17 protein-coding genes and 1 tRNA gene are annotated in these 18,956 nt (G+C 71.2%); 11 read left to right on the top strand and 7 right to left on the bottom strand.

The genetic code is table 11. The features are described 5' to 3' along the window. Nucleotides 1–21 precede the first annotated feature (21 nt). From ABZ635_RS00775 to ABZ635_RS00745, 7 genes are all read left to right on the top strand, one after another. On the top strand, nt 22–1,101 hold the full coding sequence (locus ABZ635_RS00775) for a Gfo/Idh/MocA family oxidoreductase (RefSeq protein WP_357756777.1): 1,080 nt from the start codon (nt 22–24) through the stop codon (nt 1,099–1,101). Beyond that, nucleotides 1,094–2,482 (top strand): hypothetical protein, encoded by a 1,389-nt coding sequence (locus ABZ635_RS00770; protein ID WP_357756774.1) that lies wholly within the window; start codon nt 1,094–1,096, stop codon nt 2,480–2,482. Before ABZ635_RS00775 ends, ABZ635_RS00770 begins: the two co-directional genes overlap by 8 nt. Next, the gene (locus ABZ635_RS00765; RefSeq protein ID WP_357756771.1) at nt 2,479–3,723 is read left to right on the top strand and encodes a hypothetical protein; all 1,245 of its coding nucleotides are present in this window, start codon (nt 2,479–2,481) and stop codon (nt 3,721–3,723) included. The genes ABZ635_RS00770 and ABZ635_RS00765 overlap by 4 nt, the downstream gene beginning before the upstream one ends. Nucleotides 3,724–3,865: 142 nt before the next feature. After that, nucleotides 3,866–4,729, top strand: a complete 864-nt coding sequence (locus ABZ635_RS00760; RefSeq protein WP_357756768.1) for a phytanoyl-CoA dioxygenase family protein — start codon at nt 3,866–3,868, stop codon at nt 4,727–4,729. Continuing rightward, a complete protein-coding gene (locus tag ABZ635_RS00755; RefSeq protein ID WP_357756765.1) occupies nt 4,726–5,397 on the top strand; it encodes an ABC transporter ATP-binding protein in 672 nt (223 codons plus the stop codon). Before ABZ635_RS00760 ends, ABZ635_RS00755 begins: the two co-directional genes overlap by 4 nt. Next, nucleotides 5,373–6,110, top strand: coding sequence for a hypothetical protein (locus tag ABZ635_RS00750; protein WP_357756762.1), 738 nt, complete (start codon nt 5,373–5,375; stop codon nt 6,108–6,110). Before ABZ635_RS00755 ends, ABZ635_RS00750 begins: the two co-directional genes overlap by 25 nt. After that, on the top strand, nt 6,107–6,799 hold the full coding sequence (locus ABZ635_RS00745; RefSeq protein WP_357756760.1) for a hypothetical protein: 693 nt from the start codon (nt 6,107–6,109) through the stop codon (nt 6,797–6,799). The genes ABZ635_RS00750 and ABZ635_RS00745 overlap by 4 nt, the downstream gene beginning before the upstream one ends. 121 nt (nt 6,800–6,920) lie before the next feature. Here the strand turns inward: ABZ635_RS00745 and ABZ635_RS00740 are convergent. From ABZ635_RS00740 to cysS, 3 genes are all read right to left on the bottom strand, one after another. After that, a tRNA-Thr gene (locus ABZ635_RS00740) sits at nt 6,921–6,993 on the bottom strand. A gap of 86 nt (nt 6,994–7,079) precedes the next feature. Further along, the gene (gene rlmB, locus ABZ635_RS00735) at nt 7,080–8,057 is read right to left on the bottom strand and encodes a 23S rRNA (guanosine(2251)-2'-O)-methyltransferase RlmB (protein WP_357756757.1); all 978 of its coding nucleotides are present in this window, start codon (nt 8,055–8,057) and stop codon (nt 7,080–7,082) included. Nucleotides 8,058–8,230: 173 nt separating this feature from the next. After that, nucleotides 8,231–9,634: a cysteine--tRNA ligase gene (cysS, locus tag ABZ635_RS00730; RefSeq protein WP_357756754.1), complete on the bottom strand. Its 1,404-nt coding sequence runs from the start codon at nt 9,632–9,634 to the stop codon at nt 8,231–8,233. Between the two features lie 321 nt (nt 9,635–9,955). Between cysS and ABZ635_RS00725 the strand changes: the two genes are divergently transcribed. Further along, nucleotides 9,956–11,977 carry a DUF2637 domain-containing protein gene (locus ABZ635_RS00725; protein WP_357756927.1) on the top strand — a complete coding sequence of 674 codons (2,022 nt, stop codon included), beginning with the start codon at nt 9,956–9,958 and terminating at the stop codon, nt 11,975–11,977. A gap of 635 nt (nt 11,978–12,612) precedes the next feature. Here the strand turns inward: ABZ635_RS00725 and ispF are convergent. The 3 genes from ispF to phoU form a co-directional block, all read right to left on the bottom strand. Continuing rightward, the gene (ispF, locus tag ABZ635_RS00720) at nt 12,613–13,083 is read right to left on the bottom strand and encodes a 2-C-methyl-D-erythritol 2,4-cyclodiphosphate synthase (RefSeq protein WP_357756925.1); all 471 of its coding nucleotides are present in this window, start codon (nt 13,081–13,083) and stop codon (nt 12,613–12,615) included. 31 nt (nt 13,084–13,114) lie between these two features. Next, nucleotides 13,115–13,597: a CarD family transcriptional regulator gene (locus ABZ635_RS00715; RefSeq protein ID WP_357756751.1), complete on the bottom strand. Its 483-nt coding sequence runs from the start codon at nt 13,595–13,597 to the stop codon at nt 13,115–13,117. A 355-nt stretch (nt 13,598–13,952) separates the two neighbouring features. Then, entirely contained in the window at nt 13,953–14,615 is a 663-nt protein-coding gene (phoU, locus tag ABZ635_RS00710; RefSeq protein ID WP_357756748.1) for a phosphate signaling complex protein PhoU, read from the bottom strand. A gap of 124 nt (nt 14,616–14,739) precedes the next feature. On the opposite strand from phoU, the gene ABZ635_RS00705 reads away from it, so the two are divergent. After that, nucleotides 14,740–15,930 carry an ATP-binding protein gene (locus tag ABZ635_RS00705; protein ID WP_357756745.1) on the top strand — a complete coding sequence of 397 codons (1,191 nt, stop codon included), beginning with the start codon at nt 14,740–14,742 and terminating at the stop codon, nt 15,928–15,930. Then, nucleotides 15,927–16,625: a response regulator transcription factor gene (locus ABZ635_RS00700; protein WP_357756742.1), complete on the top strand. Its 699-nt coding sequence runs from the start codon at nt 15,927–15,929 to the stop codon at nt 16,623–16,625. Before ABZ635_RS00705 ends, ABZ635_RS00700 begins: the two co-directional genes overlap by 4 nt. Nucleotides 16,626–16,736: 111 nt before the next feature. Here the strand turns inward: ABZ635_RS00700 and ABZ635_RS00695 are convergent, their stop codons facing one another. Continuing rightward, entirely contained in the window at nt 16,737–18,194 is a 1,458-nt protein-coding gene (locus ABZ635_RS00695) for a PLP-dependent aminotransferase family protein (RefSeq protein WP_357756739.1), read from the bottom strand. Between the two features lie 70 nt (nt 18,195–18,264). Between ABZ635_RS00695 and ABZ635_RS00690 the strand changes: the two genes are divergently transcribed. Next, the gene (locus ABZ635_RS00690; protein WP_357756736.1) at nt 18,265–18,903 is read left to right on the top strand and encodes a pyridoxamine 5'-phosphate oxidase family protein; all 639 of its coding nucleotides are present in this window, start codon (nt 18,265–18,267) and stop codon (nt 18,901–18,903) included. Nucleotides 18,904–18,956: the final 53 nt, after the last annotated feature.

The raw sequence follows: 18,956 nt of genomic DNA, 5'->3' as shown, positions 1-18,956 counted from the left end.
CATGAGACGGTTGGAGCCATTGTGAAGGTCGCCGTAGTGGGAGTCGGCGCGATCGGGTCCCGGCACACCGCCTACCTCCGCGGAGCCGGCCACCGGGTCGTCACCGTGGACCCCGAACGCCCCGCGGACTTCTCCCACGTCGACGGGCTCACCACCGTCTCCGACGTCGACGCCTGGATCGTCTCCACCCCGACCGACGCCCACCTGAGCGTCGTGGACGAGATCCTGGTACGCGCCCCGGCCGCCCGGGTCCTGCTGGAGAAGCCCGCCTGCGAACCCCGTGACCTCCCGCGTCTGGAACGGTACGCCCTGAACCACCGGGACGCGCGCATCGTCGTCAACGACGTGTACGACCACAGCGTCGCGGTCCGCCAGTTCGCGCGTCTCGTGCGTGACGTAGGCGCGTCCGACCCCGTCAGTAAGATCACGGTCGAATTCACCAAGAACAGGGACCTCGACGCCGACCGGGGGCGTTTCGTCGACTCCTCCTATGGAGAGGTCGGATACGAGTGGTTCCACATGCTGGCCATCGTCAGGTCCCTCGTCCCACGCGACCAGTATCGGCGTTATCTCGCGCGAAGACCTCAGGTCGTCACCGACGAAATGCGGACCCGAACGCGGACGGGCGATATTCCGGAGATCGAACTCTACGCGTCCACCAAAGGTGAAGTGGCATTTCCCGAAACCGCGTCCTTCGCTTTCACGGAGGCTTCCACCAGGGAACAGATCAACAGTGGAGCCATTCCGTACGGATCTGATCTCAGATACCGGTTCGTCAATGTGGAAACACACTCCGGAACCGCGCTCACCCTGGTCTTCGAACCGCACTTCGGGGCGGGGCACGACTACAAGAACGAACACGCCATCCACGTGCGCGGAGCCGAGGTTCCGCACTCGCTGACCATCTCCGGAAACCAGCTTCACCACGCGCTGTCGATCCAACTGCGCGAGCTGGTCGGCGGCGGGCGGGGGACCTCCCGGCTCCGTCTCGCCGAGCACCGGCACATGAGCATGCTCACGGACGCCGTGTTCGCGGACCGCCTCTGCGGACCACGGCCGCCGACGAACCTCCTGGACCTGCGGGGAGTCTCCCATGTATGAGAAGTACTTCGTCGGACCCGAGCGCCGCGAGCGCCGGAGCGTGGAGGAGGTCCTCGACCTCTTCCCGAAGCTCGCCTTCGACGCCGAACGCGCGGACGAGGACCGTGAGCACACTCCCCACCTGCTGGAACGGCTCTCCCTCTTCGCCGCCTACGTGGAGGGGCACACACCGGAGCCGTTCGTCTGGGACCGCCGGGCGAGCGAGGTGGTCGCCCCGCACCCGGTGTACCGGGACGAGGCCTACCGGCGCGGCGACCTCCGGGACCTGCCGACCCTGGACCGGGCCCGGCTGCGCCGGACCCAGCGCCCGTTCGACCCCGAGGCCGCGGGGGCGACGAGCGTGTACGAGAACCGGACGTCGGGGACCTCCGGGGCGCCTCTGACCATCTACTACAGCCCCGAACACATGGCGCGGTCGCTGCACCTGAGCCTGCCCATGGCCGCCGTACGGGCGGGCATCCGCGGGCTCGGCGCACGACCGGTGTTCTCCGTCCTCGTCACGGACAACCCCGCGCTCCCCCACGGCGCCCTGCTGCCCACCCCGTGGGAGCTGTCCGGGCACCGTCTCATCTGGCACGTGGACACCGCCGACCCCGCGTCCGTCGACGATCTCGACACCATGCTGCGCCTGCTCACCCCCGAGGTCATCTCCTCGAAGCCGAACCTCTTCCGCATCCTGCTGGAGCACTGGGAGCGCGCGGGCGTCCCCGCGGCTCCGGGCCCGCTCTTCCTCGCCTCGGGCGGCGCCATGTTGCCCGACCGCACCAGGGAGCGACTGAGGGCGGTTTTCTCCTGCCCGGTCCTGAGCGTGTACTCGACCGGTGAGGCCAGCTACCTGGGATCGGAGTGCGCTCTGGGCACCATGCACCTCAACGAGGCGCTCCACGAGCACTTCGAGTCGGTCCCCCTGGAGGACCCCGCCACCGGCGAGGAGGGCCTGGGCGAGCTCGCCCTCACGTCCCTGGGCAACACCTACATGCCGCTCGTGCGCTACAGGGTCGGCGACACCGTACGGCTCTCCAGAGACACGTGCGCATGCGGGGCGCCCGGCCCCGTGCTCGACGAGCTGCGCGGCAGGACCACCCTCGTCTTCGACCTGGGCGACGGTCACATGCTCTCGCCGACGCGCTACATGGACCTGTTCAAGAACCATTCCGAGCTGCGGGAGTACCAGCTGGTCCAACGGACTCCCCGATCCTTCCTCGTCCGGATCGACCTCATCCCCGGCACGCCCTCCGACGGGCGCGAGGCGGCCTGCGTACGCGTGCGGGACGCCATCGCGTCCGGCATGCCGGTCGAGGCCGAGGTCGCATGGGAGGAGTCCACGCTCGAAACCGAAGGCACGAAGTTCGCGCGATTCAGAAGCGAGGTCACCGCATGAGTACCCCCCGTGAGTTCGACACCGAGACGCTGCTGGCAATGACGCCGGACTCCCTGACCGCCGTCGGCGCGGCCCGGGGCGGCGTGACGGAGTTCGCGTCCGAGGTGGCCGACCGTCTCCACAAGGAGGGCAAACCGCACGAGGCCCTGGAGAAGACGCTCGGCTTCACCGCGCCGTTCGGCGAGAGCTGGCTCCACCAGCCGGGCGAGACCGCCCCCTACCTCTCCCTCGAACTGGCGGGCCGTGTCCTCGCCCCCGACGCGTACCGCGACGCCATGGCCGCGATCGTGCTGTCCGGGTCGCCCTCCGTCCCCTTCGACTACAGGGCGCTGGCCGCCGAGGCCCTGGCCTCCTGCGGCGCGGGCCCGTGGACCGCCGAGTTGGAGCGCGTGGTCGCGGAGACACAGGCGCTCCCCCTCCGCGGTCTGGACACGAAGATCGGGATCAGGACCGACGGGATCGACCACCTGTTCCACATCCCGGAGACCGTCGACCAGAGGTTGGAGCTTCTGCGGACCGCCAGCGCGCTCAAGACCGCGGAGAGCCGCGCGCTCCTCGCCCGCCGGGTCCTGGAGCGCGCGGGCGGCGGAGGGGCCGACGCCCCGGCGCCCCCGGCTGACGCCCTCGTGTCGGCGGAGGCCGAACGGCTGATCGCCGAGGACACCGGGACCGGCATGGTCGCGCCCGGCGACTACCTCGTGCGGTGGGACCAGGAGCTGGCCGTCCCCGACGGCAGCCCCCATCCGCTGACGCTCGCGGAGCTGCTGCGTATCACCCTGCTCGCCCCCGAGTTCAAGCTGCCCGACATCAGGGTCCGCCCGGTCCTCGTGGACTTCTACCGCGCGATCCTGCGGATCAGCGGCCGTGTCACCATCGGCCTCGGGAGCGGGGTGTTCTACGTCGAACACGGGGCGCAGGCCCGACCGTCGTACTTCTACATGGGTCGAGACGCCGTGTTGGGCAAGGGCTGCACCATCGACTGCGTCGGCGGGGCGGTGCTCCAGCAGGGGTCCTTCCTCGGCGGGGGCTTCATGCCCGTCCTGGTGCACACCCACAAGCACATCCGCAAGGGCGGGGAGCCCGGAGTGGCCGAGCGCAAGCGGGTCCTGCCGTGCGTGTTCGCCGCCGAGGCCGGGGCCCGGCTGCCCATGGACGCCATCGGCATCTTCGAGACCGCAGACTACCTGGGCGCACCGTCCAGTCCGCACGAGGGCATCCGGGCGCTCGCGCTGGACACCTGAGGCGCCGCCCCCCGCCCCTCTCCCCGACACCGACCCCCCCCCTCCCCCCCCCGTCCGGGCGCCCCCGAGCCGAGCGGCCGCGGGCTCCGCCCCGCACCGGCTGGGCCGCGACGGACCGCCACACCGACGAGTGAGGACGCAGATGCAGCAGTCAAGCCCCGTAACCGCGCCCCGTGGGTTCACCCGGGAGACCTGGTCGCGGTTCGCCCGCGACGGAATCCTCGTTCTGGAGGACGTGCTCTCCGAGAGCCAGGTCAAGGACCTCACCGCGGCCCTCGAGGAACACCCGGAACCCTCGGCCTGGAACGTGGTCGAGTCGGACCCGAGGCTCGCCGAGATGATCGACTCCCCCACGCACGTGGGCTACGTCTACGACGTGTACGGGGAGATGCTCAAGCTGCTGCGCAGCGAGTTCTTCAAGAGGGAGCCTGACCAGCAGATCCGCAACAAGTGGCACTTCGACGGCCCCCGTGCCCTCCCCTTCGAGGTCTTCAGCCCGAAGGCGCCCCTGCGCCTCAAGGTCGGGTACTGGCTCACCCCCCTGCACTCCGAGGACATGGGCAACCTGACCTACGTCCCGGGCAGCCACCACTGGGCCCACCTGCCCCAGTACCACACCCACGAGCGCCACCCCGAGGAGCGGCAGATCCTCCTGCACCCCGGCGCCATGACCCTCATGTGGAGCGGACTCTGGCACAGGGTGGCGGAGAACCGCAGCGACCGGACCCGCCTCAACCTCTTCTACGAGTACGGGCCGACATGGATGGTCACCAGCGACCGCACCGGATCGGACCAGGCCTGGCTGGAGACCCTGCCGCGCGAACGCAGAATCCTGATGCGCCAGCACCGGCACCCGAACCAGTCCATCAAGCTCCCCCAGGACGAGGTGCCCCTCTACCTGCCCCGCCCGGACGAGCCCGACCCCGAACGGGACGTCTACTCGGACGCCGTACCGCTCGCCCTGCGCAAGCGGAGCACCTGGCTGGAACGCGAGGGCCTGCTGTGACACCGGTCCTGGAAACGGAGGACATCGGCTATCGCTACCCGGGGGCGGCCAAGGACGCCCCCGCGGTCCTGCGAGGCGTGAACCTGCGGGTCCAGGACGGCGAGTGCGTCGGTCTGGTCGGTCGGAACGGGTCGGGCAAGAGCACCCTCCTCAAGGTGCTCGCCAGCCTGCTGCGCCCCACGTCCGGGAAGATCCGGCACCGGGGGCGCGTCGTCACCCCCAACGACCGGGGCTACCGATCGGTCCTCAACTACTGCGCGGGAGCACCCCAGGGCTTCTACCCCCGGTTGACCGCGGTCGAGAACCTGCGCTTCTTCTCGGGGATGAAGGGGCGCATGTGCTCCCGTGCGCAGGCTCTGGACCTCCTGGAACGCGTCGACCTGGCCGCCAGCGCGGACGTGGTCTACTCCAAGTTCTCCCTCGGGATGCGGCAGCGCACCCACCTGGCCTGCCTCCTGCTGGAGCCCTCCCAGATCTGGATTCTGGACGAGCCGACCACCGGTCTCGACACGGAGGGGGTGGAGATCCTCCGCGACATCCTGGGAAGCGCCCGGGACAAGACACGGCTCGTCGTCACCCACGACTCCGAGTTCCTGCGCGGTGTCACGTCCCGACAGCTCAACCTCCACGAGGGAACACTGACGTGCCCCGATTCTTCCTCTTCCTGATCCGCGTCCAGTGGATCGACCGGAAGGCGACATCGTCCTTCCTGGTCGGCATCACCGTGCAGACGGCGCTGCTGACCCTGGCCCTGTACCGGTCGGCGCCCGGCCCGGAGGAGGCGCTCGTCCTGGCCACCCGCGCCTCGATGCTGACCTGCACGTCCATCGTGCTCCTGTCGGCGATGTCCAACGTCCAGAACGAGTTCCGCTACGGGACGATCGAACGCGTGATGCTCGGCCGCGTCCCCTTCACGACCCTCCTCGGCATCCGGTCCGGGGCGTCGGCCGTCGTCGCCTCCCCCGCGATCGTCGTCCCCTTCGTCGGTGCGGTCGCCGCCTACCCGTCGCTATTCGCACCCCACACGCTCCTCCTCGTGGCCATGACCTACGTCGGCCTCGGGACCCTCTGCTACCAGGCCACCCTGCTGCTCTCCCAGGTCAGGAACCCGCCCCAGGCGGTGCCCTGGATTCGGATGGTGTTCATGTTCCTCGGGCTGTCCGTCGTCCCGTTCCCGGGTTCGGAGACGATCTCTCTCTTCTTCCCCACCGGTTGGATGGTCGCCTTCGCCACCGCGGGGTCCGTCGGCGGCCTGGTCACGGCGGCCCTGATGTTCACCCTGGTGGTGGGCGTCTGGACGTTCGGGGTGTGGTTCCTCTTCAGGGACAGGACCCTGCGCGTGGTGGAACGCAACCTCGTCGACGGACCGGAAGCCGTATGAGGACCTGGACCCTCGCCCGCCTCGTGCTGAGCAACCGCGTGCGCCGCGAGGGGCGCGCGGCGTTCCTCTCCCGTGTGACGCTGCTGGCCCTGCTCAACGTCCTGCTCCTGTCGGCGCTCTTCTCCACCGCGTCGGGGAACACCCTCGACCTCACCCTGCTCGCCGGGCAGTACTGCTACTTCATCCCCCTGCTGGTGCTGTCCTCGGCCGTGGGCTCGTGGGAGGTCGAACTGGTCTCGGGGGTCGGCGAGAGGTACCTCCAGCACCCGTTCTGGGTACTGCCGAGCCGCCTCCTGGTGATCGTCACCGAGTGCGCCGCCCCGTTCGCCCTCTTCACCGCCCTGCTCCTAGCCACCGGGGGCGAGGACACCGGAGCGCACCTGGCCGTGGCAGCGGGGATGTTCGCGGCCTTCGCGGTCCTGGGCGCCGGGCTCGGCTTCTGCGTCGGGTTCCGGCACGAGAAGGCCGTGAACAACTTCGTCCACCTCGCGCCCTGGCTGCTGGGCTTCGGGCCCGGACCGTTCTTCGGCAACGAGGCCTCCGGGCCCGCCGTGCTCTTCCCCGGCGGATTCTCCGTACAGGGCGACTTCGCCCTGGAGTGGGTGAAGCTGGCCGTCTTCGCGCTCGTCGGTGTGGGCCTGCTGTGGTGGGGCGGCCGCACCCGCCGACATCGCTTCTTCGCCCGCTGAGCCCCGGGCCCCGACCGGCCCCGGTCGGGGTACGGATCGAGGCGGGGCGGGAAGCCGGTCGGCCCCGGCCGCGGAGACGACTCCGGCCCGGTCACGGGTGACCGGGCCGGGAAAGCACGAGAGCCGACGAGGGGACTTGAACCCCTAACCTATCGCTTACAAGGCGATTGCTCTGCCAATTGAGCTACGTCGGCCGACCGCCGGGGCCTGGGCCCCGGTACGTCCAAGCTGAATGGTACCGGGTCCGGTGCCGGGTGTCCTACTCGGCACCGGGACCGGGCTAGCCCGCGTCGGCTCCCCGGCGGCGGGCCACCTCGTACAGGGACACCCCGGCCGCCACGGAGGCGTTCAGGGACTCCGCGCCGCTGATCGGAATGCTGGCGACCACGTCGCACACCTCGCGCACCAGACGGGACAGGCCCTTGCCCTCCGAACCCACGACGACCACCAGCGGGCCGGTGGCGAGTTCGAGGTCCGGCAGCTGGGTGTCGCCGCCCGCGTCCAGACCGGCGACGAACAGACCCGCCTTCTTGTAGGTCTCGAGCGCCCGGGTCAGGTTGGTGGCCTGGGCCACCGGCAGCTTGGCCAGGGTTCCGGCGGAGGTCTTCCACGCGGACATGGTGACGCTGGCGGTACGCCGCTCCGGGATGAGCAACCCGTGCGCGCCGAAGGCCGCGGCCGAACGCGCGATGGCGCCCAGGTTGTGCGGGTCGGTGACCCCGTCGAGGGCGACGATCAGCGGCGGGGTGTCGGAGGCCAGGGCCTTGTCGAGCAGGCCCTCGGCCGCCCAGTACTGGTACGGGCGCACCTGGAGGACGATGCCCTGGTGGGTGGCGCCGGGCAGACCGTTGCTCTCGCAGCGGCGGTCCAGGTCGGTGCGGTTGACCTCGACGACGTCCACGCCCTGGGCGCCCGCCAGTTTGGCCGCCTCGTTGACACGGTCGTCCGGGTCCAGGCTGTTGGCCAGGAACAGGCGGGTCGCGGGCATGCCCGCGCGCAGCGCCTCGACCACCGGGTTGCGGCCGATCAGGAGGTCGGAGTTGTCCGGCCGGTTGGGCGAACGCTCCTTGCGGGGGCTGTCCGAGGCTCCGGCCGGGCCGCCCGTCTGCGCCGCGCGCTTGTTGGCCTTGTGCCGCTGCTTGCCGTCGTACCAGTGCCGCTGTTCGGCGGGCAGGGTACCGCTCTTGGCCTCCAGGGAACGCCGACCCTTGCCGCCGCTGCCCTTCGTGGGGCCCTTCTTGCTCTTCTTCGCCGGCATGGTCGCCGCCTCCCGTTACGTGTCGCGGGCATGCCGGAAGAGCTCTTCCGGCCGATGGGGTAGCCGCGGCGCCGAGGGGCGGCGGCAAACTCCCAGCCTAGTGCCGCCCCGGCACCACACGCGTCGGTGCCGGTGCCGGGTCCACCGCCCCCGGCACCGGCCTCCACGGACGCTCAGCTCCGGCGCAGGTCCCAGCGCGGCCCCTGCGGGGTGTCCTCCACCACGACTCCCGCCTTGGCCAGCTGGTCGCGGATGGCGTCGGCGGCCGCGTAGTTCTTGCGCCCCCGCGCGGCCTGGCGCTGTTCGAGGGCGACCGCCACCAGGGCGTCGACGACCTCGGTCAACCCGTGGTCGGAGCCGCCGGACCACTGCTCGCTCAGCGGGTCGAGCCCGAGCACCGCCAGCATGGTGCGCAGTTCGGCCGCGAGGTCGCGGACCCGCTCCTTGTCCCCGGAGGCCAGCGCCGTGTTGCCCTCGCGCACGTGGCCGTGCACGATCGCCAGCCCCTGGGAGACCCCCAGGTCGTCGTTGAGCGCCTCGGCGAACCCGGACGGCACGTCCGCGGCCGGCTCCACCGTGCCCGTCACCTCCACGGCGCGGGTGAGGAAACCCTCGATGCGCTGGTAGGCGGCGGCGGCCTCCTGGAGCGCGGCGTCGGAGTACTCGATAGTGGAGCGGTAGTGGGCCTGGCCGAGGTAGTAGCGCAGCTCGACCGGGCGCACCTTGCGCACGACCTGCGGGATGAGCAGTGAGTTCCCGATGGACTTGCTCATCTTCTCGCCGCCGATGGCCAGCATGCCGTTGTGCAGCCAGTACTGCGCGAACCCGTCACCGGCGGCGCGCGACTGCGCCTGCTCGTTCTCGTGGTGCGGGAAGATCAGGTCGATCCCGCCGCCGTGGATGTCGAAGCTGGGGCCCATGTACTTGGTGGCCATCGCGGAGCACTCCAGGTGCCACCCGGGGCGGCCGCGCCCCCAGGGGGTGTCCCAGCTGGGCTCGCCCGGCTTGGCGCCCTTCCACAGGGCGAAGTCGCGGGGGTCGCGCTTGTCCCGGTCCGGGTCGGAGTCGGCGGACTCCACGACCTGGTCGAGGCGCTGGTTGGAGAGCTCCCCGTAGGCGGGGTGCGAACGCACGTCGAAGTAGACGTCGCCCGAACCGTCGTCGGCGGCGTAGGCGTGCCCGGCGTCGATCAGGCGGCGCATGAGCTCGATCATCTCCGGCACGTGACCGGTGGCGCGCGGCTCGACGGTGGGCGGCAGGCAGCCGAGGGTGTCGTAGGCCCAGGTGAAGGCGCGCTGGTTGCGCTCGCTCACCTGCCACCACGGGACGCCCTCCTCGGCCGCGACCCGGATGATCTTGTCGTCGATGTCCGTGACGTTGCGGCAGAAGGTCACCTCGTAGCCGAGGTGGGTCAGCCAACGGCGCAGGATGTCGAAGTTGACTCCGGACCGGATGTGGCCGATGTGCGGGGGTGCCTGCACGGTGGCACCACACAGGTACAGCGAGGCACACCCCTCACGGATCGGGGTGAAGTCTCGGACCTGTCGGGCACTGGTGTCATAGAAGCGCAGACTCACGTTGTCAAGACTATCCGTTCTCCCTTCGCCGGAGCATCACAAACCCGTAAGCACCACCGGGTTCGGTACGGGGTCCGTCGCGGGACGCGGTCTGCTCGGCTCCGGACAGCCCGGAGGACTCATATGGGGCGAGCCGTATCGGGCCCGCCCAGGTGTGAGATCCGGCGGCCCCGTGACCCCGCCCCCGCAGGGGATCGCCCGGCACACTCCGCCCACCACGGCCGACCCCCGCGCCGCCCGCGGTGACCAGGCGCCGGGAAGCAGCCGGAATCGGCCGGAATCTCGTGTTAGCGGCACCTCCTCGACTACGCTTCGGTGACGATGGCCCCTTTCAACAACGCCCCCGAGACAGGGACACGGAGCGGTCGGACCGCGGGTCGCGGCGCGGGAGCCGGCGCTCTCGTCGGCGGCGCCGCGTTCGTCAGTGTCATCGCCCTGTGCGCCCTCGTCATCGCCTACAACGGCATCTACCAGTTCGCCCGGATCGTGCACGACGAGGGCGGATACCTCGCACACGTCTTCCCGGTGACGTTCACCCTGCTGGTCCTCATGGCCTTCTGGGTGAGCTACGTGCTGCGCGCGGCACCGCCGGGTGAGCGCCTGTGGGTGGACGTCGTCCTCATCCCTCTGCTCATCCTCGCCGCCGCCGTGCCGATGGTGCTGCACAGCAGCGACATGGTGGACCGGATCGCCGACAGACACGAGGGGATCGTCCAGGTGGTGGTGGCGGTCGCGCCGCTGGCCGCCCTCCTGGTCGCCTTCCTGCTGTGGATGACGGTGCGCGCGCACGTACGCAGACGCAACAGCGGCGGTCGCCCCCGGGCCAACCCCTCCGACGACCGCGCCACCGTGCTGCGCGGTCGGCCTCGGCAGCGGACCGCGCCCGCCGAGGAGGAGGAGACGGAGGCGCTCAAGAACCGGCTGCTGCGGCTGGGCGCCGACGAACCCGACGAGGCGGAGGGTTCCGCCGGTTCCGCGACCCGGGCCGCGCCGCTGCCCTCCCGAACCTCCACCCTGCGCCGTGACGGCGGTCAGGACCGGGAGCGCGCCGAACGCGAGGACGCCGAACGAGCCGAACGCGAGGACGCCGAACGAGCCGAGCGTGAGGACGCCGAGCGCGCCGAGCGTGAGGAGACCGAACGAGCCGAACGCGAGCGGGCGGAACGGGAGAGGGCCGACGCGGCCGTCTCCGAGAGCGGCACCGCGCGCGGGGCATCCGACGTCGCGGACCGCGCGGACGCACCGACCGTGCCGATCCCCCTGGAGGAGTCAGGCTCCGCACACGCCACGGGCACCTCGGACGACGGGGAGGACACGACCGACCCCTCCGTGCCGCCGCTGCCCCTGCCGCGACGGGCCCGCGACGGCGACAACCCGATCAAGCGGGCTGCCGAGGAGCCGCCCGTGGTGCCGGTCCAGCCCGCGCCGTCGGAGCTCGCGGACGCCGACGAGGACACGGACGCGATCGGCGCGACCCCGGTGCCCGGGGAGGCCCGGGCTGCGGAGGCCACCGACATCGAGGGCGACGGCGTCCCCGACCACCTGGCGGACGAGGGTTTCGAGCACGACCCCCCGGTGGCCGATCCCAGCAGCGACGAGGCGGAGGCGCCCGTCCCCGCCCCGGTCGACCGGGAGCCGCACCCGGTCTCGGCGGTGGGGACCACCGCCGAGAGCTCCGAGGGCGGTGCCTCCCCCACCTCCCTCGGCGGAGACACCCTGGAGCTGTGGCCGGAGGGGAACGCGTCCGGTGCCCTCACCGAAGCCGAGGAGCCGCCGGGCGAGGACGCCCGGACCGGGGTCGAGCCCGGGGAGCCGTCGCTGTGGGAGCCGCCGGGCGAGGACGCGGTGCCCTCCCGCGTGGCCGAGTACGTGCCACCGGTGTGGACCCCGCCCGAGGACGACTCCACCGTGGAGCCCGACGCCGCCCCCCTCGTCGGACGATCGACCACCGCCGACGACCGGACCCCGGTACTGGACCACGACACCGGCCCCTCCGTCCGGGCCGCGTTCCGGATGGGTTCGGTGCCGCCCGGCGCCGCCCGCCCCGAGCCCGAGCCCCTTCCCGAACCGGTGCCGCTGCCCGAACCGGAGCCGTTGCCCGACGACGAACCGGAGCCCGAGCCGCAGCCCGAGGGGGTTCCCGGCCCCGAGGTCGGGGCGGAGCCCGAGCCCGAGCGGGCGACGGTGCGGACGTCCCGCCCCGTGCCGTGGTCACGCGGACCCGTGGAGAAGCGTCCGATGGTGCTGAAGCCGAAGCGCCCGCCCATGCCGGACTTCGCCTCTGGCCCGCCGTCCCGCCGGGTGCGCAGCGAACCGCTTCCCCCGGAGGAGCCCTCGATCTGAGGCCACCGGTCGGTCCACCACGGCCCAGACGTGCCCCAGAGGGGTCGTCGGCCCCGAAGCCCCAGGGTTCCGGGGCCGACGCGTGTCCCGGTCCGCCCGTGTGAGGGAGTGGCCCGGCACCGACGCCACGCCGGTGGGCGCGGGTCCGCCAGGGCGGACCTCCGCGACCGTGGACACCCCGCCGCCGCGCGGGCGCGCGTGAGAGTCGATGGCGTTCTTGGTAACCCCTGCGGGCCCAACCCGCCCGCGCGGGTGAGGGTGAGTACGCCGCCCTGGACACGCACCACCCCGCCGCGCGGGTGCGGGCGCGGGTGAGGCGACCACCGGTTTCGGCCACCGGACCACGCGCAAGGCCTCGGTCCGGATAGCGGCACGTCGCGCGGCCTGTCGCACACGTCCACGTGACGAGGGCCGGACCATGCCCCCGTGTCCTCCCCGCTCTGCTCCCTGCCCCTACTCAGCGAGCGCCGTGGCACCGGGCGCGTGCGCGGCGCCCGTGAGGGAGCGAGACCGCGCGGCCGTGGTGCGCCGACTCCGCCGCGCGGGCCGTGTCCCCGGACACCAGCTCGGTCCCGGAGCGGGCGGACACGACGAGGGCGGCCCCGGAGTCGTCCGGAGCCGCCCTCGTGCGTGTGTCAGTCCCTGGCCGCGCAGACGGCCGTGGCGAAGGCGGCGATGCCCTCGCCCCGGCCGGTGAGGCCCAGGCCGTCGGTGGTGGTGGCCGACAGGCTCACCGGCGCTCCCACGACCTCGGAGAGGGTCTTCTCCGCCTCGTCGCGCCGGGGAGAGAACTTGGGTCGGTTGCTGATGATCTGGACGGCCACGTTCCCGATCTCGAAACCGGCCGCGTGCACGCGTGCGACGGTCTCGGCGAGCAGGGCCGCGCCGGAGGCGCCCTTCCAGCGGGGGTCGGAGGTGCCGAAGTTCGATCCGAGGTCGCCGAGCCCGCACGCGGACAGCAGCGCGTCGCACGCCGCGTGGGCGGCGACATCACCGTCGGAATGGCCGCTGACGCCGTCTTCGCCCGGCCATTCCAAGCCTGCGAGGAAAAGTGTTCGTCCAGGAGAAAACGGGTGGACGTCGGTCCCGACGCCCACCCGAGGCATTTTCGTCATGAATTACGTGATTCCGCGACTATCAGTTCGTCAGAACCTCGTCGAGGAGGGCTTCGGCCTTGTCCTCGTTGGTCTTTTCCGCGAGTGCGAGTTCGCTCACGAGAATCTGCCGGGCCTTGGCCAGCATCCTCTTCTCGCCCGCGGACAGCCCGCGCTCCTTGTCCCGGCGCCACAGGTCCCGAACCACCTCGGCGACCTTGTTGACGTCGCCGGACGCCAACTTCTCCAGGTTCGCCTTGTAGCGCCTGGACCAGTTGGTGGGCTCTTCGGTGTGAGGTGCGCGCAGCACCTCGAAGACCTTGTCCAGGCCCTCCTGCCCCACCACGTCACGAACGCCGACATCCTCGGCGTTCGCGGCCGGCACACGCACCGTCAGATCGCCTTTGTCAACCCTCAGGACGAGGTAGGATCTCTCCTCGCCCTTAATGGTGCGAGTCTCGATCGCTTCAATACGAGCAGCCCCATGATGGGGGTAGACAACAGTGTCGCCGACCTTGAAAGCCATGTGACAGGTACCCCTTCCGCTACCACAAGGATACCACGAATCTGTGACTTAACGTACCTATTAGGTTTGCGAACACGCAGGTCAGGCCACACATTTTAGGTCTTGACAAAGTGTACCCGAGGAGTCTCGGGCGGCCGCTCGGAGCGCTCCCAGAGGCCCTCCACCCCCACTGGCCAGCCGAAGCGCGACTTGACGACCGCGCCGATCGGGGTAGGGTTCGCCCCCGCTCGACCACCCTCCGCGAGCGCTCGAAGCGATACACGTCACGATTTCGGCTCGGGTCGGCCGGTCCGATCCCCGTCCGGATCTCCCGTCCCGGCCAACCCGATCCCAACGGCGCGTCACACGCCGGTCATCATCCCTCGGGCTCGTAGTCCTCACGCTTCTCGCCCGTCACCATGTAGACCAGGTTGTCCGCCACGTGCACCGCGTGGTCACCGAAGCGTTCGTAGAACCGGCCGACCAGGGTGACGTCCATGGTGGCCTCCACCCCGTACTCCCAGCCCGGGGCGAGGATGCGCTGCAACAGCTTGCGCCGCAGCCGGTCCATCTTGTCGTCGTCCTTGTCCAGCTCCAGGGCGGTGTCGGGGTCCCGCTCCAGGATCACCTCTCCGGCCTTCGTGACCAAAAGCTCGGCCTGGTGACCCATCTCCAGGACGATGGAGCGGACCGGCTTGGGGATGGCCGAGTCCGGGTGGCGGCGCCGGGCGATCTTGGCCAGGTGAACGGCGTGGTCACCCATCCGTTCGAGGTCTCCGCGCATCGCCAGGGCCGTGATGATCGTCCGCAGGTCGGAGGCGACCGGCTGCTGCCGTGCCATCAGGCTGAAGGCGGTGTCCTCGATCTCCTGGTCGAGGCGATTGAGCGCCTCGTCACCGGAGATCACCTCCTGGGCCGCGTTCAGGTCACTGTCCAGCAGGGCGGTGGTGGCCCGCGCGACCGCGTGCCTGGCGAGCCTCGTCATCTCGACAAGGCGTTCGCTCAGGCTGTCTAGGTCCTCATGGTAGGTATCGCGCATGGCGTCAATGCTCCCAGTCCGTGTTTGAAGAATCGGTCAAGGGTTGGTGAACGATGGAAGAACCTCGGTGGTGTCACATGGCCTGACCGGGTAAAGCCCCAGTCCGCACGTTTACGATCGAATCGTGCAAGGGGAACTTCTCGCCGCGGTCGTCGGCATCATCGGGCTCGTCGTGGGCGTCGCCATCGGCGTCGTCGCCGCGAGCCCTCTCTTCCGTACCCGCGTCGCGGACACGCCGCCGTCCGCGCACCACGACGGCAGCACCCTCCCGCAGGGGGTCGCCGAGGTGCTGTCCGCGCTCCCCTCCTCCGCGGTGGTCCTCGACTCCGGGGACCGCGTGCTGCGCGCCTCCTCCGCCGCCCGCGCCTTCGGCATCGTGCGCGGGGAGGAGCTGGTCATCGCCGAACTCCTCACGCTGGCCCGCAAGGTCCGGCGCGACGGGGTGATCCGGGAGACCGACATCGAGGTGGCCGTCCGCAAGTTCGGCCCGGACGCGACCTCCTTCGCGGTGCGGGTCGCCCCGCTGGGCGGCACCGGCCTGGTGCTGGTCCTGGCGGAGGACCAGACCGAGCACCGCAGGGTGGAGGCGGTCCGGCGCGACTTCGTGGCCAACATCTCGCACGAGTTGAAGACCCCCGTGGGCGCGCTGTCCCTCCTGGCGGAGACCGTACAGGACGCCAGTGACGACCCGGAGGCGGTGCGCCGCTTCACCGGGCGCATGCAGACCGAGGCGTCCCGGCTCACGGCCGTCATCCAGGACCTCATCACCCTGTCCCGTATCCAGGGCGCGGAGCCCATCGCCGAACCCGCGCCGGTGGATCTCGGCTCGGTCGTGGAGGAGGCGATCGACACGGTGCGCATGCCCGCGGACGCCAAGGGGATCGAGCTGGTCGGCAGCGGCGCCGAGGGACTGACCGTCCTGGGCGACGAGGCGATGCTGGGGACCGCCCTGCGCAACCTCATCGCCAACGCCGTGGCCTACAGTCCCAAGGACACGCGGGTCGCGGTGTCCGTCGGGACCTCGCGGAGCAGCGTGGACATCAGCGTCGCCGACCAGGGGATCGGTATCCCCCAGCAGGACCTGGAGCGCATCTTCGAGCGGTTCTACCGTGTGGACGCCGCTCGGAGCCGGGCCACCGGTGGTACCGGTCTCGGCCTGGCCATCGTCAAGCACATCATGACCCACCACCGTGGAGAAGTGACCGTGTGGAGCAAGGAGGGGTCGGGGTCGACGTTCACACTACGTCTGCCCAGGCCCGAGAGCCGGGAGCTCGACGCGACCCGGAACGACAACCACCAGGAGACGGCACAGTGACGCGCGTACTCGTAGTAGAGGACGAGGAGTCCTACAGCGACGCCCTGTCGTACATGCTGCGCAAGGAGGGCTTCGAGGTCGCGGTGGCGCCCACCGGGACAGTCGCTCTGGAGACCTTCGACCGGACCGGCGCCGACCTGGTGCTGCTGGACCTCATGCTGCCGGGTCTGTCGGGCACCGAGGTGTGCCGGACCCTGCGCCAGAAGTCCAACGTCCCCGTGATCATGCTCACGGCCAAGGACTCCGAGATCGACAAGGTCGTCGGTCTGGAGCTGGGTGCCGACGACTACGTGACCAAGCCGTTCTCCTCGCGGGAACTGGTGGCGCGCATCCGCGCGGTGCTGCGCCGCCGGGGTGAGGACGAGATCGTGCTGCCCGCCGCGCTGGAGGCCGGTCCCGTCCGGATGGACGTGGAGCGGCACGTGGTGACGGTGCGCGGCGACCACGTGCAGCTCCCGCTGAAGGAGTTCGAGCTGCTGGAGGTACTGCTGCGCAACGCCGGGCGGGTGCTCACCCGGATGCAGCTCATCGACCGCGTGTGGGGCGCCGACTACGTCGGTGACACCAAGACCCTCGACGTGCACGTCAAGCGTCTGCGCGCGAAGATCGAGGAGGACCCGAGCAGCCCCCGGTACATCGTGACCGTGCGCGGCCTGGGGTACAAGTTCGAGCCCGTGACCGTCGAGACCGAGTAGGGCGGCGCCGGGCACGGCCCCCTCCCCGGTTCCCCTCCCTTCGTCCCCTCCTCTCGCCCGTCCCGGGTCGCGGTGTGCCGCGACCCGGGACTTTCCGTGTGTCCGGGTCCGTCAGCTCCGGGTGTGGCGCGCGACGGCGCGGGCCAGTACCTCGCAGGCGCGCCGGAGCTCGGCGCGGCTCACCGATCCGTAGCCGATGACCAGGCCGTGCACCCTGGGCGCGCCGTGGCTGGTGCGGCTGGTGTCCTCGACCAGGACCCCCTCCTCGGCGGCGTCCGCGATCACCGGGGCGACCGCGTCCTCCGGGAGGGGGAGCAGGACGTGCAGCCCCGCGGTGTCTCCGCCGATCCTGGGTCCGAGGTGTTCCACGACCATGGCACGGCGGCGCGCGTACTCCAGGCGCATGCGCCGCAGGTGGCGGTCGAGGTCCCCGCGTTCGAGCAGCAGGGCCGTGGCGGCCTGGACGGGGCCGCTGGTGCGGTCGGACAGGTCGGCCCGGACCCGGGCGAGCCGGGAGAGCAGGTCGGGTTCGGCGACGATCCAGCCGATGCCAAGGTCGGGGTCGAGGGTCTTGGAGAGCGTGCCGAGCAGGACGACCCGTTCGGGGTCGAGTCCGTGGAGGGCGGGCAGGGGCGCCACGTCGTAGCGGAACTCGGCGTCGTAGTCGTCCTCGACCACGACGGCGCCTGTCCTGCGGGCCCAGGCGATCAGGCGTTCCCGGCGCGGCAGCGGCAGTCGGCCGCCCAGCGGGTACTGGTGGGCGGGGGTCGTGTAGACGAGGGCGAGGTCGTCGGGCAGGTCGGCGGGGCGGATGCCGTCGTCGTCGACCGGGCAGGGCACGATCTCGGCGCCGCGTGCGGCCAGGATGGTGCGGGCCTTGCCGTAGCCGGGTTCCTCCACCCCGGCGCGGAAGCGGGCGGCGGACCGTTCGGACGCCGTCCCCTGGAACGGTCCCTGACCGGTGGCGAACATCGCGCCGACGAGGTCGAGTCCGTTGCCGGTTCCCCGGGTGACCAGGACGTTCTCGGGCCCCACCCGCACGCCACGCGTGCGGCGCAGGTGCTCGGCGAGCAGGGCGCGCAGCCGGGGCTCGCCCCGGGGGTCGGGGTCGTCGGAGGGCAGGAGTTCGGCGGCGTGCCGCCAGGCCCGGCGCAGGGCGGCGCGGTCGTGGTCGCGGACCCAGGGGGCGCCCGCCCGCAGGTCGGCTACGCCTGCCCCGCGTACCTCCTGCCGTGAGGGGCGGCCCAGCACCGGGTCGGCGGCGCGCGGGGGTTCCGGCTCGGGTGGTTCGGGGGGCTGGGGCAGGGGTTCGTGTTCGGCGACGTAGGTGCCCGAACCGTGGCGGCCGTCGAGCCAGCCCTCGGCGTAGAGCTGTTGGAAGGCGTCGGTCACCACCGTGCGGCTCACCCCGAGCTGGACGGCCAGGGTGCGGCTGGAGGGCAGGCGTTCACCCGCCCGGAGCGCGCCCGAGGCCATGGCCGCGCGCAGCGCCTCGACGAGCTGGGCGGTCAGCGGTACCGGGGCGGACCGGTCGATGCGGACCGGTGGTTCGGTGAGGCGTCTCGACAAAAAAGTGGTCCTCTGGTTTCTGCCATAAGTGGACATGGTTCAGGTATCCACTTCTTCCTACGGTGGACCCATGCTCTCCACCACCGAACGTACGCGGCTCAACCGCGCCAAGCACAAGACCCGGACCGACCGGGCCGAACTGTACGCCCTCCTCGACGAAGGGCTGGTCTGCCACATGGGCCTGGTCGTGGACGGCTCTCCCCGGGTCATCCCGACCGGGTACGGGCGGATCGACGACACCCTGTACCTGCACGGCTCGACCGGCGCCCGCTCGCTGCGGACGGAGGGGGAGGTGTGCGTGACCGTCACGCTGCTGGACGGGATCGTGCTGGCCCGTTCGAGCTTCCACCATTCCATGAACCACCGCTCGGCGATGATCTTCGGTACACCGTGCGTGGTCACCGACGAGCGGGAGCGCTGGGACGCGCTGCGCGCGATCACCGAACACCTCGCTCCGGGACGGTGGGACGCCGCCCGCCGACCCGACGCCAAGGAGATGGCGGCCACACGCGTGCTGGCCCTGCCGTTGGCGGAGGCGTCGGTGAAGGTGCGCACGGGCCCGCCCGGTGACGACGAGGAGGACTACGACCTCCCGATCTGGGCGGGCGTGCAGCCGGTGCGCACGGTGTTCGACCCTCCGGTCGCGGACCCCGCGCTCAGGCACGACCTTCCCGTACCGGAGCACGTCCTGGCCCGCGTGACCCGCTGACACAGCGGAGGCGCCGCCGACCGGCGGGCCCGCTCCCGGACCGCGCCCGCCTC

Source organism: Nocardiopsis sp. NPDC007018, assembly GCF_040635075.1.
Taxonomy (GTDB): Bacteria; Actinomycetota; Actinomycetes; order Streptosporangiales; family Streptosporangiaceae; genus Nocardiopsis.
The sequence above is the reverse complement of the archived record's forward strand: the minus strand, read 5'-3'. Positions and strand labels throughout refer to the sequence as shown.

Excerpts from the sequence above, each read along its gene's own strand:
- phoU (WP_357756748.1), bottom strand. The coding sequence starts at position 14,615 with ATGCGCGATACCTACCATGAGGACCTAGACAGCCTGAGCGAACGCCTT.
- ABZ635_RS00745 (WP_357756760.1), top strand. The coding sequence starts at position 6,107 with ATGAGGACCTGGACCCTCGCCCGCCTCGTGCTGAGCAACCGCGTGCGC.
- ispF (WP_357756925.1), bottom strand. The coding sequence starts at position 13,083 with ATGCCTCGGGTGGGCGTCGGGACCGACGTCCACCCGTTTTCTCCTGGA.
- rlmB (WP_357756757.1), bottom strand. The coding sequence starts at position 8,057 with ATGCCGGCGAAGAAGAGCAAGAAGGGCCCCACGAAGGGCAGCGGCGGC.
- ABZ635_RS00725 (WP_357756927.1), top strand. The coding sequence starts at position 9,956 with ATGGCCCCTTTCAACAACGCCCCCGAGACAGGGACACGGAGCGGTCGG.
- ABZ635_RS00690 (WP_357756736.1), top strand. The coding sequence starts at position 18,265 with ATGCTCTCCACCACCGAACGTACGCGGCTCAACCGCGCCAAGCACAAG.
- ABZ635_RS00760 (WP_357756768.1), top strand. The coding sequence starts at position 3,866 with ATGCAGCAGTCAAGCCCCGTAACCGCGCCCCGTGGGTTCACCCGGGAG.
- ABZ635_RS00770 (WP_357756774.1), top strand. The coding sequence starts at position 1,094 with ATGTATGAGAAGTACTTCGTCGGACCCGAGCGCCGCGAGCGCCGGAGC.
- ABZ635_RS00765 (WP_357756771.1), top strand. The coding sequence starts at position 2,479 with ATGAGTACCCCCCGTGAGTTCGACACCGAGACGCTGCTGGCAATGACG.
- ABZ635_RS00715 (WP_357756751.1), bottom strand. The coding sequence starts at position 13,597 with ATGGCTTTCAAGGTCGGCGACACTGTTGTCTACCCCCATCATGGGGCT.